Source organism: Bradyrhizobium sp. WSM4873 (assembly GCF_055811355.1).
In genome coordinates, this window is sequence record NZ_JBVVPS010000060.1 from 1 (window position 1) to 15,478 (window position 15,478).

The window sequence follows — 15,478 nt, forward strand, 5'->3', positions numbered from 1 at the left end:
CTGATCACATCGCGCACACGGCGCATCGCAAGCCTCTCCGTCGGCATCCAGGGTCCCCTTCGCAAAGCCGAAAGAGTACGGGTGGGCGACTTCAAATCGGAATGGTGGGCGAGATCATCTCGGAATCCTGGGCGACATCGATCGGAATCCGCACGGTGCAAACTGGAAAAGACGGCATGGCCCTTGTCGAACACTCCTTTGGACCAGTGCTCGTCATCCGGGTGTGGTCTGTTCTGTTCAGCTCCACGACCGACTTACTTCGTGCAAAGCCTCAGCTGTTCGGCAATGAGAGAAGCGAGGTGCGCTCGATCTGTCTCTAGCGGCCTCCTCTGTTCGGTCACGTCGTGACCGTCGCGTTCCAACACCTCCAGAAGAAATTCCTGATCGCGTATGCATCGCTGGCGACGTTCAATGTCGCGGAACAAGTCGGCAAACTCGCTGCGACATTCATTTAAGCCCCAAGCTGAAATGAAGACGTCCGGAACTAGGGAAAGCAGGACGCCTTGATCGAAAAACGCGCGGCTAGTGGACCGATATTGGATGTGCAGGTTACCATGCGGTGATTACATTCCCACTAACTTTCCTGTCGTTTTTCGGCAGAGCAGCAGGAGACGCTTCGTCCAACGATCGAGATTGCGAAAATTCCCATTCGATAAGCGTAAGGGAGGGCGGCTGGGCAACTGGTGGACCCGTCAATCTCAAGCCGCCCTCGACCACTTTACATTCTTTGATGTAATGACGACACCACCAGCTCACCTGCCGGGGGCGGTTGAGGTGAGGATGGTTGTTCTTCCTGCCAATTAGCCAACGAATGCCGCTGGTGTCGTAAAATGCGCAACATCATAGTTGCTTCAAGAAGCTATCGGAATTCGGAAATGCAAGTTGGCGTAATCTAAAACGCTGCTTTGTTGCCGCTGGCCCAGGGCATTGAAGTGCGGGGCCGATCGCAACCAGACTGCAGCCGTTTTCAATGAATACGCCGTTGGCTGCCTTCAGCGATCGCCCGCGTCATCGGGCAAGATTTCCGCGGCGCCTCGCGTTGCAGCGCAAGCGAGCAGCCTAGTTACGTCTCGTCCGATTGCTTCGAGTTCTGCACGGCAATGAGCAAGCTCTGCGTTGAGAATAGCAAGATTGTCCAAGAGAATATCCTCACAGCGCTAGGCTGTGATGCTGCGGCAATCAGAATCACAGTGCCCAGCGGGCTTGCCCAGTATCGCACAATGGCTGAGCGCCGTCTGTTTTGCAACCCATTAACGACAGATCTACCTGTTGAAGGCACGCTCGGAGACCGTCGCACGCGAGCAGCGTTCCAGAACTTCTCTCTCGTGCAAAATGGGAAGCCGCTGCCGGTCGAGTGCTATTTCATGCGAAGGCGGGAGGGCGGACCCGGCCTCGAAGTCGCCGACTTCATCATGCATGCGATCGGCCGTCAGGCACGTCACAATTTCACCAAGCGGGGCCCGTTCCAGCCGAAGTTCGCCGTTCACGGCATCGATACAAAGCTGGTCAGTTTTATGGAGGTGTCATCAGTCGTGCCAAGGCAAGCGGGTGAGGCTGATACGACAGGCCATTAAGTAACCTAGTCCAGGCGGCACTTTGCCCGAGAGCTCTTTTCCGAAGACAGTCGAGGTCTCAAGTCCAATCCCCTTGCCATGAGCTTGGCTGTCCCTCCGAGTTCCCTCGATATTCGTTGCGCTTCATCGTTCAGTAAGGACATTAATTCCTCGAACCCGATGAGCTTGCCGGTCTGGGGATGCTCCCATTCGCGAACCTTTGCGATGGTCACAAGAAGACATCCTGTACGGCACTCGTCGGCGGCCATGTATTTGGTCAAGAGTTGATCGTGGATCGTGTTGAACAGGTCGGTTCCGGAGCGCTCATCTCCGAGTTTGAGTTCAATCGTTCCTTGCTGTCCGGACACAGTCGATCGAAACCGAATGTCGGTCTCCTTCTCGTCTGCCGTCACCGCCTCCTGATCGATGGTGTAGTTTTGCCTGGCGGCGTCCCGAAGGACGCCAGCTAATGCTCGCCGCATCACGTGCTCGTCTCTGATGCTGGCCCATAGCTCGCGAGGCGACACGTCCTGAAGCAACAGGTCGTCAATGTCATCGAGACGGTCCTGCATGAGCGCAAACATCGCTTCGCGGTTCTTTGGTGGCGCCTCTCCGGTCTTGTCAAGAATTGAGAATTCCGTCTCCGTAAGCGCAACGCTGTCCGCTTCCTCCGCCGCTTTTTGCTGCGCGAGCGCCATGGTGCGGTCCTTGATATGCACGAACAACGGATCGCCGGCCATTTCGATCTTTGCCGCCCAGCCTTCAGGGCCGGTTGAAGCGAACAGCGCGCTTAAGATTGCGCTCCGCCCCCGCTCAGCGTGGTCCCGCGTGTCAAGAGAATGCGACCCTTCGTGCTGCGTATCGTCGCCTATCCGAACTTGGGCATAGGCGAGCCGGAGAAGGCGAAGCAAAAGCGGTGGTGTAAATCCAGGCCCGTGGAGATCGAAACCAAGACCGCCGTATTCGTGGCCGAAAAGGTCCGCAAATAACTGAACGCCCGAGCCCAGCTTGGCGGCCGGCATATTCGCGAGACCCTTCTCCAGGAGATCGATGCCTGCGCCCGGATTTAGGTTTAGAAGCGCTGGCAACCACACCTTTGCGAAAGGAAGGGTGAGTCCCACAGCGAGACGTTGCTGTGCGGCCAGCTTTATAAAGCTGCGATCGTCATCGCTACCCGATTTGATTAGGATTTCGATCGCCTGACGCAGGTTTTGCTCATACTGCGGATCATTGGCGCGAGTCTGACTCTGCGCCACCTCGGCCAACCAAGTGCGGATACGCGGAACAAAGAGGGCGGCTACGATGGCCGGTGCGTGGTTGATATTCTGCAGGAACATCGAATAGCCGTTCGTTCTCGTGACCTCTTGCAGGGAGACGCTGAGTTCCTGACCAAGGACGCGATCCACGGTTTGCGGATACTCGACCGCAAGTGCTTCGAGCCACGACGGAAAGCTGTTGAGCTCTATCGGCGCGTAGCGGCAGGCGAGCTCAGCTTCGCTCTCCGTTAGCCGCTTGGCCCAATTTGGATCCTCCGCCTCTGCGGCAATCCCGGCGAGGCCAAACTGCCAGCGAACCAAGAACGAGTCCTTTTGTTCTTCCGCGCGTTCACTGCGCAGCGTCGGTCTATCCCTGCGCCACGCGGCCATCATTGTTTCGCGAAGTCGGTTAGCGACGGCCGCGCCGAACTGTTCCTGGATGAAGCGTCGATTCCATCCTGAAGCCCGGCTTTTTTCACCTGAGCGCTCGACCGCCCGCCATAGATCCCAGGCTGTACCGGCGGCGCGATCCGCAGCAAAGACCGCGTCCGGATTTTGCACGATCTCACGCCAAAACATCATCCAGCTTGCATGTGCCTTGGCTGTCCGACGTTCGGCCTGCTTTGCCTGTTTTGCTCGCTCCGCCTCCATCCGGCGGTATTCGGCTGAGCCATCCTGCGGCTTCAGGCGATTATCGATGATCGTGGTGAGGGCGGACGAGTCCGAAACAAGCGGCTTGAGGCTTTCAAGCAGCGTCTGAGGATCGGTCGCGTTGCTTGTGAGCAAGACCATCTCGGCCCATAGCATCATCTCGCGATGGTCGAGCGGCTCCTGACGCTCGGCGAGGCGTTTTCGAACCCATGCAGCATCCTTTTCGCCGAGCGGGATGCCACCATGGTGGGACACGTCGAAGATGCGTTGCCAGGCGTCCTTGACCTTATGAATCGTCGCGACGAAAGCATCTTCCTTCCAAAAGGCCGTCTCTCGCGCTTCCGGAGAAAGTTCTCCGAGCGCGTGCCGCAATCTGGCTAGAGCCTCTCTCTCGGTGCCATGCTCGTTCTTTGAGAGCCGAATTGCAAGTAGGCTCGACGAAATCCACGCTTCCGTCCGGACGCCTTCAGCCTCCTGCCGGCGGCATGTTGCTATAAGTGCCGGCAACAGCTCGTAGCGTTTGGTTCGTACATGCGGGTATTTATCAGGGGCCCACGCGATCCCATCAAGGATCAGATCCGTCAGCGCTTGGCGCAATTCATCAAGATCCTCTGGTGAGAGGCCCGCGATCTCAATCTCGTGTGGCAGACGGTGATTTAGTTCGCCGATGCTACGGACATTCTGCTTTACCCGCTTCAATATTCGTGACAATCGGCTTACCGAAAGATGGGTAGGGAACAAGGTGATCAGCGCACGGCGGGCCATCGCGTCAGGCCATCGAGCAGGCTCGTTTTCGAGCGACTCTGCCAGTGCTTCGAGATGCTCGTCGCTCAGGTGCACCAAGGCTTCAGTTGCGAGGCTGCGTTCATAATCATCGCCGGCAGCATCCATCGCAATCGCATAAACGATGTCCGCACACGCCTTTAGCTTTCCGGCAATAACGATCCGGAGCAAAAGGCTTCGCACTTCCGGATTTCCGATCCCGGATTTCCATAGCCTCCTAACACTGGGCGCAAGTTCCGGCGAGGCGAACCGATGAACTTGGATTTCCGGGGTGCTGAGGCCGCGCCAGCCGCCGCGGCCGTAGCGCTCGACATAAGCTTCGAGCGCTCTGATCCGCTGGGCCACACTCAGCGACTGCGGGTCGCCGTGATCCAAAACGACAGCCGGATCAAGTTCCACGATATCATCAAAGATGGTGTGGTGCCAAAGAGAAAGCCACGCCGCCACCGGATGCATCGAGGGGCGGACCGTCCGTACCCCTTGCGCCGTCTCTACGAACAAGAGCCGCTTGATGGATTTGATCGAAACACTGCGGGCGAGCAGGGCGTCGAGCCGCTTCGCGGCAAGAAACTCGAGCACGGACCGGTGGTGAAAGCGAACGCGGCCATAGCTGGCGAAGCCAAACAACGCTCGCTCCAAGAGGACCGATTGTGCCGCGTCGCTCCAGTCCAGCAAGATCTTGGAAACGTCCAGCGCTGCTTCGCTTGCGTGGACGCTGTCCGCATCTGCCGAGTGGCGCAGGGTCAGCTTCCGGGTCAGCAACGCAGCGAGAGCCAGGCGGCTGGAGCCTTCAATTGCCGTTTCTTGCGAGAACTCCACTCTCTCCTTCGGGGCCGTCCTCGGCTTCAGCTTGGTGGCGATGTTGCTCTCAACCTGTTCTCGATGGGAACGAATGCGATGATGTTCGCGCCAATCCGAGCACAACTCGATCAAGTCTTGGGGACGTTCCGCGAATTGTTCCGCATCGCGCTCCCGGATGTCGGCCAACAATTTCTCGGGATCGGTCACGCCCTGGAGAACGGCAAACTCGCGCATCTGCTCCGTCGATAGCGGCATCAGACTGACATTGCGCCATGGCTTTGGCCTGGTTTCATCCTTGATCTTTTGTTGGTGCCGGTCCATCACGATGTCGGCGAACGCTTCGGCTGTAGACGTCGCCTTTCTCGCAGTTGGTATCGGCAAATGTTCGGCAAAAAGCTCGCGGTCGATCGGAACCGGCCGCGTTGTGACGATTATTCTCGCGCGTCCGAGCTGCCCCGCCAGCGCCTTGTTGAGACGTTTCAGCGCTTGCTCAAAGCTCCCAAGCGTCAGCTTAAGTTCGTCGTATGAATCCAGGAAGAAGGTCGCAATCTCGGATTGGGAGCGTAGCCACGCCTCGAAGCGCTGCTCCTCGTCATAGGTCAGCATATCGCGGACTGAACTGCCGGCCAGCGTCGCGAGTTCCAGAAAGAATGCTGGTTCGCCAGCCTTCCAGAGCCTGGCCTGCTGTGTTTGGCACTCGTAAGTCTTTCCCGCGCCAGCTTCGGAAACCATGACCACGCGTTGCGAGCGCAACAGCTCGTCCCAACCAAAACCACCGCTCCAGCCCATGCGCGAGAGACTTGATGCTCTTTCGATATCCGCGACCTCGATATCCGACAGGTCTCGAAACGAGCGCTTGATGGATGATGGGGTGGAGGAGGCAGTGGTTGTTGGTGACATGGCTGAGCAACTGGCCTGGTCCGAAGGAGTCGTTTGATTCGAGGGTGCTACAATAGCAGCGTGCAACCGCGAGGAATGGGAGCAATTGAATCAACCAGGGATGATCGAGGTCCGACCGGGTCGCAAACCCATCTCTCATTTCCGGAAGTGAATTTCCGACGGGTAAGGCTTCGACGAACGAGGAGATCCCCGCCGAAGCGTTGAGGCCGGTTACCTCGAAACGAGGCAGCCGGTTTGCACCCTCAATTCCCGGGCGGAGCCAAGGATATCCAGCCAGGCTTCAAACGTCGTAGCTGACGGGTGTTGGATGAATTCGGAAAAGCGCGGTGCTGGATCGTCGAGCGGATTATCGGACGGGCCATAAGCCAAGCTACTTCGCCAACGATAAAGCACCTCGTTCAGCTCGACGGCGGCCTCCCAGCGAGGCCCGTCCGGCTCGGTTGGATGGCGCAACTGGCGCGGGCCCCAATGTTCGTGCGCCAGCAGCCAAAATCGGCGCGCTATCGGGCCGGGATAGCGGATGCGTATCCGCGGAGAGAGCAGTCCCTGCTGTTCAAGGTATTCAAGCAAGCCTGACCCGACTTTCCGGCCACGAAAAGCGTGAAGGGAATCGAGCTCGCGCGCGAACACGTCCGTGGCCATGTAGCGTTGAAACTGCATGATTACCCATATCACGAGTCGCTGAGGTTCAAGAGCTCAACCACGACCACTTCTGTCGCGATCTATAGGTTCATTGCAGGCCTGCGCCGTGCGAACTGCGCATTCCGATCGGCTCGGCCGTTCCCGCAAACTTCAGCGCGCGGGCGCAAGCAGGACCGGGCCCGTGTGGCCGGCGGCCAAAAGTATGAGGTGGGTACGAGTCCAAGAAGACAGGACGGGTCGGCGTCAGCGGTCAAGAAGGCAATCAAAAGGTCGGAAACAGCCGGAAGCGAGTCGAGAAGCGTCTCGCGAGCTAGTCACCTTTGCCGGCGCCGCTCGTTCAGCGTGCCTAGACCTGGGTCGGATATTCGGGGCAGGTATCGCCGATCGAGTCCAGGACCTCGGTCACTGCGCCGGCCGCCACGTGGGCCGAAAGACCCGCTGGCGGATCCAGGCAGACGATTTCGAATGCCCGCTCACTGGCGTGGGGATCTGCGCGGTCCTGCATCCAGCCGTGGTACTCACACTGGCGGATCGCTCCTGCCTCCTGCAGAACGGCTATCGCCCACCCCTGTATTGTGCGGATCGCCGTCCGTCTCTCCTTGGACATCAGCATCAAGACCGCTCCTCCGCGAGGCACGAGTCCTTGCAGCCCTCGACTCGTTCCGGCTGCTAACACAGAGCAGGGATTCCAAGCCGTCCGGGCGGGTGCTTGTCCCCGTGTTCCGCCGTCCAGTGCAAAACCAGGCGGCAATCCTGTCTTTCCTTGTCCTCATGGCGCATGACGACTTACAGCGCCTCGTCTGGTACGGGCGCTGTAGCGCTTTTGCCTGGTCCCAAGGGGCGCCGGGAACGAAACTTACGCGCTTTGGCCGCGGAACAGTCTGCCATTTGAAGCGACCGGCAAGGTTATGATGAGTGACGGCGTCTGGAAGGTCGATGAATTCATTTGGCAGATGGATGCGATTGTGCTCTGGGCTCGCTTCGAGGGACGCTGGCTGCGCGGCTGAGAATTTCACTATCCCGAGCGGCCCGGGAACCCCCGGCACTGAGCCGCTCGAAATTTAGCCGAAATCCAGTCCGCGACATTTGCGATAGCTACAAGGTCATTGGAATGCGTCGAACCTCTGTCGCATTGATTCTCACCATTCTGTCGAGCGTGGCGCTGGCCGATGATTTTGTCGGACAGGCCAGCATTATCGACGGCGACACGCTGGAATTGCATGGCGTGCGTATCCGGCTTTGGGGTATCGATGCACCGGAGAGCAGCCAGCTGTGCCACGGCGAAGACAGCTTGCAATATCGTTGCGGTGCGCAGGCCGCAAACGACCTTGACGCCTTCATTGCCCGCCGTCCTATCAATTGTGTCCCAGTCAGCCTCGACCCGTATGGCCGCACGGTTGCGACCTGCTCGGTCGCAGGCAGGGATCTCGGGGAATGGCTTGTACGCAACGGTCTTGCGTTGGATTGGCCCCAATACTCGAAGGGCAGGTATCACGAAGCTCAGCGCGAGGCTGAGCGCATCGGCCAGGGACTCTGGAAGGGCAGCTACGTGGAGCCGTGGCTCTATCGTGCATGCATCCGCGCACGTGGAAAGCCGTCCGCCTGTTCGGACGATGCAAGCGCCCATCCTTGAGGCGATCCCGGCAAGGAGCCAATCCACAACGTGCGTTGGTCTATCACCGCACTTGGGGCCGGTGGCTCTGGCGCGGTTTGGGCGACTCACGCTACCCATCATTCCCAATGGCCTCACTGCACAATGGAAATGAAATGGTTGCAGCCACCCGTGATTTGCCGGCCTCCGGTTACGCACTCGAAGTCGACGGCCGGCTCAAAGCCGAATTTGCCACCAGAGACGGAGCCAGGGCAGGTGGCGAAGAACTCAAGAAGCGTTTTCCCATGCTTCAGATCAGGATCTGTGACGCGCAGACGAATGCGCGCGAGGAAATCTAGATCCGCTGATTCAAGTTTTGGCAGAGTTGCTCGGCCTGCGCGCGTGCGGCTTTCGCCGCATCGGGCTTTCGTGAACCGAGCCGCGTTGCTCTCGGCCATCCGGCTTTAATCCCTCGCGCAAAGGGATGCGGAGCTCCTCGCCGGGGGCACTCGGAAAAGGGGCCACCGTCATGAGTATGCCGGCCGATGCAGCCTGTTCCGATGAGCGATAAGGCGACATCCGCGACTATGGTCGTCCCGACCACCACTCTGTGCGGTTAAGAGGGTGCCCGGGAAGGGGCAATGAGAGCGACGATGGCGCGGGTCATTTGGCTATTGCCAATCCATCTTCCCAGTGGTCCCAATGACGGCCAACGTCGTCATGAGACGAAGGCCTTGAGCGAAGACATCGGGATGCGCATCAAACTCCTTTGTATGGACTCCGGCCAGTCCATGTCCGTCCTTGGTGACGCCGATGGAAAAGTACAGCGCGGACATGACGTCCGTATAATATGAGAAATCTTCCGAGAACATGCCGCGCCCAGGATGGGTCTCCAGCGCCCCGGGCCATGCCCGTCCGAGAGGCGGGATGATCTGCTCGAACAGCGCAGGGTCGTTTCGCGTCGCCGGCGCACCCGCTCGGATCGTCCAGTCGTAATTTACAGTCGCCTCCGCTGCCATTCGCGAGACAAGCTGATCGAGCTTGTCCTTGAGTGAGGGCTCGCCGTTCTCGCCCTGTGCGATATTCTCGAAGCTGCGGATGGTGCCGCTGACATCGGCCTCCGCGGGGATAACATTGCCTGCATTGCCATCAGCGAGGAGTCGTGTGACCGAAATGATGACAGGCTTGTTAGCGATATTAAGGTGACGGGCCGGATACTCAGACAGCTCGATCGCCATGCGCGCGGCGACGAGCGGCGTATCGCTGCCTTCATTGGGCGCAGCCGCGTGCGAGCCCGTCCCCTTGATTTTGAGATGAAAGTAGTTGCTTCCGGCTAGGGCAAAACCCGGTGCGATGGCGATGGTCCCTATCGGCATGCCGGGAGCGACATGTTCGGCGAAGATTGCCTTGACCCCGAGGCGTTCGAGAATCTTCTCGTGGACAATGTCATCGGCGCCGCCCGGGGTTTCCTCGGCCGGTTGAAACAAGAAGACGATCTTTCCTGAAATACGGTTCTTGTTGGCGATCAGAATGGCAGCGGTGCCGAGCAAGATCGATGCGTGGATGTCGTGACCACAATTATGCATCAAGCCGTCGATCCGTGAGCGCGGGGTGTGAGACATTGGCTCGACCGCGTTGAGCTCGAGGGGGCGGGCGTCCATCTCAGCTCGCAGTGCAATAACTGGTCCCGGCCTGCCGCTATCAAGAATTGCGATCACGGCCGTCGGCGCTTCGGTCGAGACGATAAACTCCGTGAAGCCAAATCCCTTCAGCGCATCCAGAAGATACACCTGGGCCTTGAACTCCTTCTTCCCCAGCTCGGGATTCTCATGCAGGAACGTGTAGGCGCTTCGTACAGGCTCTGTCATCGACGCAATTGCGGTCGACAAATCTGCGGCGACCGCCGGTGCGCGGCCAAAGAGCGCCAGCAGGCTGAGACCAATGACGGCCATTTTTTGCATCGATGCCTCAACCCTCGTAAGAGGACGAAATTACAGGCCTTGTCGAGCCTTGTTCCAATCGAGAGCGCGATCAATCGAGCTAACGTCGATCACAGACCACGGTCCCCAGATAGGTTACGTTTGGCGCGGCCAGCTTGGTAAAATCGATGTCCATTGATCCGCCACCGAGTGTCGCGATCGTCCCGGAGGCGTTGAAATTCACGCCCGAAATCGCAAGAGCGGCCGCATTGATCTGGTCGATGGTAGCGAGGATGCCTTTGACTGCATTGCACATTCTGGGGAATTGATCGCCGGGCCTGCATTCCGCTGCTCGGAAGCAATTGGCGAGCTTCTCATAGATCGCCTCTATCCTGCCTGTGACCTCGCCCAGCTTCTGATTGGCCCGTTTCAGCCGCGCCGTTCCCGCCACTTCTGCGAACCGGTCGTTGATTTGATCCGGCGACAGATGCTGGAGCTGCCACTCGGCAACGATTCGATCGAGATCTGCCTTCGAGAGCGGGGGTCTTATCTCGGCCTGCCCCTCCACTATCGTGCTTCGGCCATTGCCAAGTGTGTTGATCGCACTCTTGTAAGGTGAGGGGGCCTCGAGTGTGGACGAGGACGGCTGACCGAGTATTTCGTTGATGTACCCGTCCGCACGAACCTTCTGCTCGTACACACGAATGAGAGCCATGGAGGCAACGAAAACCGCTGTGGCGCAGAGGGCAAGGAAGCCCGCGAATATGAAGAAATGAATACGCGAGCGGAGATACTGCTCCGCGGTCATTCCCTTCGGCACGACGCGGCCAGTTTCGATACGTATCGCCTCCAGGCGATCTCCTTCTTTCAGCTTCTCGATCTTGTCCATCAGGATCTGGAAGCGTTTCACCCGCCACGCAATCAGCGTCCAGGCGAGGACCGTTGCCAGATACGCGATAAGGGCGAGAGGGTTCGCCGCCGCCGCGGGTATGGCATTTAGAAAGGCGCCAATTTCTTCGATCATAGAGTTTGCAAGTAATGGTTGCGGTATGCTTTTGCAAAGTGCAAATTGGATGCGATTTCAATACATCAAATCATAGGTTGTGGTCCGAGTTAAGATGTTTAGGAGGCTTGCTTGAAAATTCTTTGCGTCTCTCTGCTAAAGAGCGCTCTCTGCTGTCTTGGCTTGGCAGGCGCGATCTTCCTTTCGATTGAGCTCCCCGTCTTTGCACAGTCAGCTGATCCTGCGGTCCAGTCCCAACCGTCCAAGGTCGAGCTTGCGCAGCGGCTATCAGCGGCGATGTCCGCGGCCCGAGAAAAAGTTATCTCGGATTTCGGGCCAAACGCATTTGACCGCGCGGACATTCCCGGTGGCAAGACTCTCGGAGACGTCTGGACGGATTATCTGGGACGTGCCGGGTATCCGAGCTCCCTTGCGGAGCGGCAAAGATTCGCCGGGATCCTGCGGGCTGAGCTCGACCAGCAGGCCGCGCTTGTACTTGTGATGGCGCCTGCCCGCGACGAGGCTATCGAGCATCTGGTCGTCTCGCTGAGGCGGATCGTCTCGGGGCGATCGGCAAGACTGGTCGTGCGTCAAGACCCCAACGGGGGGCGCTTCTCGGTCATGTTCGGAGAGGACACGTCCATCCAAACCACGCTACAGGCGGACGACGGCTCGAGCTATCAGCCGCGGTCTGGCGATGAGATCGCCTGGCAATTCACCTGTGCTGGAAAATTGCCTGACCTGAATGCCAGCGTCCGCGGTTGCTACGACAAGAATTACGGGTACTTGATGGCGAATTCAGCAAAGCGCCCCCTGGAATCGGCACAGGGACGATATGTTTTCCAGGGAACCAGATCCACCGGCGAACAGATGACGCTCGAAGCGCCGAGCGGATTCTGCAGGCCTATCTTCCTGGAGCTCAAGTCCGGCGCGTGCAAGCTCGAAGTCGAGATTGTCAGGGCTGGAAAGTAACTCGGCTCTCCCGGAGAGGTACTTGCTATGCGATCTTGCGGGCTCGGCGCAGGAAGCGGCGGGCCATTAGCCCGACGAGCATGACGTCATCGGCCCGCGGGCTCATCGGCCGGAAGGGAGAACACAATGGGGCGTCGTCCCGTGAGCAAGGGCTCGCCGCTTCCGGTTCAAAGGTTGCGGCGCGGTGCTCTCGGCCGACTGTCGCATTTGACAGAATTGCGACGCGGCGACGCTAAGAAACCTACTCGCACGGCTGAGGAGGTCGCTCAGAATCAGTTCTGTACGAAACGTACCAAGGGGCGCGCTGTCTGCGAGGTGGATAACGCGTTAGCCGTGTTGAATGTGAGGCCGAATCCGTACCACGTGCGTGCACGAAAGCAGTAGCAAGACGATCATTTGCGTTGCCGCATTGAGTGACGACGACGGACGATTATGTGTTTGGGGGAGCATAGTGACGAATACTCAAATTGCGTTCGAAATCGATGACAGCAGAACCGTTGATGAAAACATCTCGGCGCTCTCGGCCGCGCTCAAGCGGATCGATGATCCCCTGGCAGACGTCCTGTCGGGGGCACTGTCAAGCCTCAGCCTGGACATCGCTCTCGATCACGATGCGCTCCTGGACGCGTTGTATGCAGCGACCTCGCCTATCGAATCCCAGCAGACCGCCTCTGAGGGAGGCCCTGCACAATGAGCGGCTGGTATCTCCAGAAGGTCTCCATCGAAGGCTTTCGCGGCATCAACAACGAGGGTGCCCCTCTCGTCCTCAAACTCAAGACGGATTGCGTCAACTCCATCTCCGCGCCCAACGGGGTAGGAAAGACATCGATCTTTGATGCGGTGGTCTACGCGATCACCGGCCGAATTCCCAAGCTCGATGATCTGCCCGCGGCCGAAAGGGGCTCGTCTTATTATCTGAACCGCTTCCATGCGGGTGGTGTGGGAACGATCACCCTGACCCTTATGCCTGCCGGCGGCGGCGCCGAGGTCGATGTGACCGTCCGGCGCGATGCCGCCGGCGGGCGAACCGTTGTGGCTAGCGCAGGTGCAGACGGAAATGCGATCCTGGCGGACCTCAATCGCGAGTTCGTCCTTCTCGATGGAAAGACATTTCAGGACTTTATCGATCTTGCGCCGCAGAAGCGCGGGCGGTCGTTCGCGGGGCTGCTGGGCCTGAAGCGTTACTCGTCGCTGCGGCAAGGGTTGGCCTCGCTGACAAACACGAGGGCATTCAACAATCGCTTCGGTGTCGCCGGCAAGGAAGCCAAGCAAAATAGTGCGGCCGTATCCGTCCAGCGGGCCCGAGGCAATATCAAGGAGGCCTTCACGGCGCTCGTCGGCGACGAATACGATCCGGCCGAAGCCGAGGCAACGATGCTCGCGAAGGCGCATTCCGCCCTCAGTGGCATCGAACTGCTCAAGCCCCTCTGCGACGGCCGGAGGTTCGAGGAGATCGATCCTTCAAGTTGCGTCGATGCAGCGAAAGCCGCCGAGGGAGGTGAGGCAAGGACAGAACTCGCGAAAATCCTGCGCGACGAGGCGAGGTGGTCAGAGGCCGTGAAAGCCGCGCCAAGCGAACAGCATGCCAAGCGCCTCGTGGACCTGGCCGATTCTCGCGACGTCGCCTTAAGACTTACGCAAGGAGATCTGTTTCGTCAGCTCTACGGTCTCAGCGAAACCATCCTTGAGGATGACAGTTGGGATGACAAGTGCCTCTGCCCGACATGTGATCAATCCGCTCGCGGTTCGATTCTCGATCACGTTCGCGACAAAATCGCGGCGTTTGAGGCCGTGGAGACTGCTTCTGCCAATCTGGCTCGAGAGTGGACCGAACAAGGCTGGAATCAGCTTGACGAGCTGGAACGGTTGGGCCGCCAGGAAGATGAGCCGGCCCAGCTCTCCGATGCAAAGGACGTCGGACTGAAGGGGGCGCTGGACGGGGCGCGCGCACGCGCGCTCGCCGAATGGCTGAAGATGCTCACGAAGCGCGCGCTCGCCAATGTCAAAGAGTTTTCCGACAGGAAACTTACCCTGGAGAAGGGCCTTCCCGACAAGCTCACGGCTGTGGTGGAAAGGGCTGAAGCCGCACGCCGTCTTCAGAGCAATTTGTCGGACCTGCGCGCCGCGCGGAGAGAGCAGTCCGCCATCACTGCAGAGCTTGCGCGAATTGCCCGGGTCAAGAGCTTCCTTGACACAGCCGGCTCCTGCTTCGCAAGCGCCGAATCCGCGGCAAGTGCGCGTCGGCTCGCTGCGATCGAACCCGTCAGCCGAAATATCTTCGCAGCGATCATGTACACCGATGTAGTGCCGGCCCTGAGGAAGCGCGCCGGCAGCGAGGATCTTTCCATCTCGCTTGCTCAGTTCTGGACGCTGCCGGACGTCTCAGCCCAAGCCGTTCTCTCCGAAAGCTATCGCAACGCCTTCGCGATCAGCGTCTATTTGGCGGCCGCTTCGCTCTATGGTGGGGGCGCCAAGTTTCTGATTCTCGATGACGTCACATCGAGCTTTGATTCCGGACACCAGTTCCACCTGATGAACGTGTTCAAGGAACAATTCGCCCGGCCCTGCGTCCCCGATGGCCCACAGGTCATCCTTCTCAGCCACGACACTGTCCTCGAGAAGCTGTTCAACACAAATGCCAACGAGGGCGGCTGGTGGCATCAGTGCATTCAGGGCACGGCACGAACATCGGTGCTGCCACAGTCGGGCGCAATCCATAAGATCCGCGATGCGACTCACGCCTTTCTGGATACCGGCAACACCGATGATGCCGCTCCCCGTATCAGGCAGTACCTCGAGTTCAAGCTCGAGGAGATCATCTCCAAAGTCGGCATTCCGGTGCCTATCGGCATTGCCTTCAACGACGACAAGCACATGGCGAAAAACCTGATAGACGCCATCAGGGCAGCCGTCGATCTCCACGAAGCGGCTGGCCGCCTGGTCCTGGAGCCTGCCCAACTCGCCGGCCTCGGCACCTCGGTGGCAACCATCGTGAGCAATTACCTCTCGCATTGGGCGACGGGGCAGACCCATGCGTTCACGGCCCCGGCCCTGAAAGGGGTCATGCAAGCGATCGAGAATTTCGCGGGTTGCTTTCAGTTCGAGCATCCGGCAGGCTCGAGCCAATACCGTTACTACCGGTCTCTTGGTCAAAGGATGTGAGGCTGGGCAGGGCGGCTTGAGCCGGCCGTAAAATCAACCTGGCGCGACTTCTCATGGCATCGCCGTCGAGGAGAGTTAGAGATAGCGTATCCTCGAAGCCAACACAAACTGCCTTCGACGGGGCTTAGGCTCTGCCCAGGCTCTAAGAATTTAATCGCGCCCTGGGCAGTCGTCCGTTAAGAAGCCGAATTGAGCGGGAGCGGACAGGCAAGCGTATGCGATAGCTGGATCAGGAAGAGGCACAA

At 59.0% G+C, this 15,478-nt stretch carries 11 protein-coding genes and 2 pseudogenes; 8 read left to right on the top strand and 5 right to left on the bottom strand.

The genetic code is table 11. The features are described from left to right. Both AC0L21_RS36585 and AC0L21_RS36590 read left to right on the top strand, forming a co-directional pair. Nucleotides 1-320: pseudogene (locus tag AC0L21_RS36585) on the top strand (hypothetical protein); the annotation flags it as partial. 780 nt (nucleotides 321-1,100) lie between these two features. Next, on the top strand, nucleotides 1,101-1,574 hold the full coding sequence (locus AC0L21_RS36590) for a hypothetical protein (RefSeq protein ID WP_473266734.1): 474 nt from the start codon (nucleotides 1,101-1,103) through the stop codon (nucleotides 1,572-1,574). 5 nt (nucleotides 1,575-1,579) lie between these two features. Here the strand turns inward: AC0L21_RS36590 and AC0L21_RS36595 are convergent, their stop codons facing one another. Next, nucleotides 1,580-5,944 (bottom strand): NACHT domain-containing protein, encoded by a 4,365-nt coding sequence (locus tag AC0L21_RS36595; protein WP_473266736.1) that lies wholly within the window; start codon nucleotides 5,942-5,944, stop codon nucleotides 1,580-1,582. Between the two features lie 210 nt (nucleotides 5,945-6,154). Next, nucleotides 6,155-6,604, bottom strand: a complete 450-nt coding sequence (locus AC0L21_RS36600; protein WP_473256153.1) for a hypothetical protein — start codon at nucleotides 6,602-6,604, stop codon at nucleotides 6,155-6,157. Nucleotides 6,605-6,685: 81 nt separating this feature from the next. Between AC0L21_RS36600 and AC0L21_RS36605 the strand changes: the two are divergent. Further along, nucleotides 6,686-6,900: pseudogene (locus AC0L21_RS36605) on the top strand (DUF3606 domain-containing protein). Between the two features lie 32 nt (nucleotides 6,901-6,932). Here the strand turns inward: AC0L21_RS36605 and AC0L21_RS36610 are convergent. After that, nucleotides 6,933-7,199, bottom strand: coding sequence for a hypothetical protein (locus AC0L21_RS36610; protein ID WP_473256154.1), 267 nt, complete (start codon nucleotides 7,197-7,199; stop codon nucleotides 6,933-6,935). Between the two features lie 498 nt (nucleotides 7,200-7,697). Between AC0L21_RS36610 and AC0L21_RS36615 the strand changes: the two genes are divergently transcribed. Next, a complete protein-coding gene (locus AC0L21_RS36615) occupies nucleotides 7,698-8,219 on the top strand; it encodes a thermonuclease family protein (RefSeq protein ID WP_473256155.1) in 522 nt (173 codons plus the stop codon). Nucleotides 8,220-8,353: 134 nt separating this feature from the next. After that, nucleotides 8,354-8,536, top strand: a complete 183-nt coding sequence (locus AC0L21_RS36620; protein ID WP_438745996.1) for a hypothetical protein — start codon at nucleotides 8,354-8,356, stop codon at nucleotides 8,534-8,536. Nucleotides 8,537-8,848: 312 nt separating this feature from the next. On the opposite strand, the gene AC0L21_RS36625 is transcribed toward AC0L21_RS36620, so the two are convergent. Together AC0L21_RS36625 and AC0L21_RS36630 are read right to left on the bottom strand one after the other, a co-directional pair. Further along, nucleotides 8,849-10,138 carry a M20 metallopeptidase family protein gene (locus AC0L21_RS36625; protein WP_473256156.1) on the bottom strand — a complete coding sequence of 430 codons (1,290 nt, stop codon included), beginning with the start codon at nucleotides 10,136-10,138 and terminating at the stop codon, nucleotides 8,849-8,851. Nucleotides 10,139-10,217: 79 nt separating this feature from the next. After that, nucleotides 10,218-11,120: a hypothetical protein gene (locus tag AC0L21_RS36630; RefSeq protein ID WP_438745999.1), complete on the bottom strand. Its 903-nt coding sequence runs from the start codon at nucleotides 11,118-11,120 to the stop codon at nucleotides 10,218-10,220. Between the two features lie 111 nt (nucleotides 11,121-11,231). Between AC0L21_RS36630 and AC0L21_RS36635 the strand changes: the two genes are divergently transcribed. From AC0L21_RS36635 to AC0L21_RS36645, 3 genes are all read left to right on the top strand, one after another. After that, nucleotides 11,232-12,071 carry a hypothetical protein gene (locus AC0L21_RS36635; RefSeq protein WP_473256158.1) on the top strand — a complete coding sequence of 280 codons (840 nt, stop codon included), beginning with the start codon at nucleotides 11,232-11,234 and terminating at the stop codon, nucleotides 12,069-12,071. Between the two features lie 451 nt (nucleotides 12,072-12,522). After that, on the top strand, nucleotides 12,523-12,765 hold the full coding sequence (locus tag AC0L21_RS36640; protein WP_473256159.1) for a hypothetical protein: 243 nt from the start codon (nucleotides 12,523-12,525) through the stop codon (nucleotides 12,763-12,765). Further along, nucleotides 12,762-15,233 carry an AAA family ATPase gene (locus AC0L21_RS36645; RefSeq protein WP_473256160.1) on the top strand — a complete coding sequence of 824 codons (2,472 nt, stop codon included), beginning with the start codon at nucleotides 12,762-12,764 and terminating at the stop codon, nucleotides 15,231-15,233. Before AC0L21_RS36640 ends, AC0L21_RS36645 begins: the two co-directional genes overlap by 4 nt. Nucleotides 15,234-15,478: the final 245 nt, after the last annotated feature.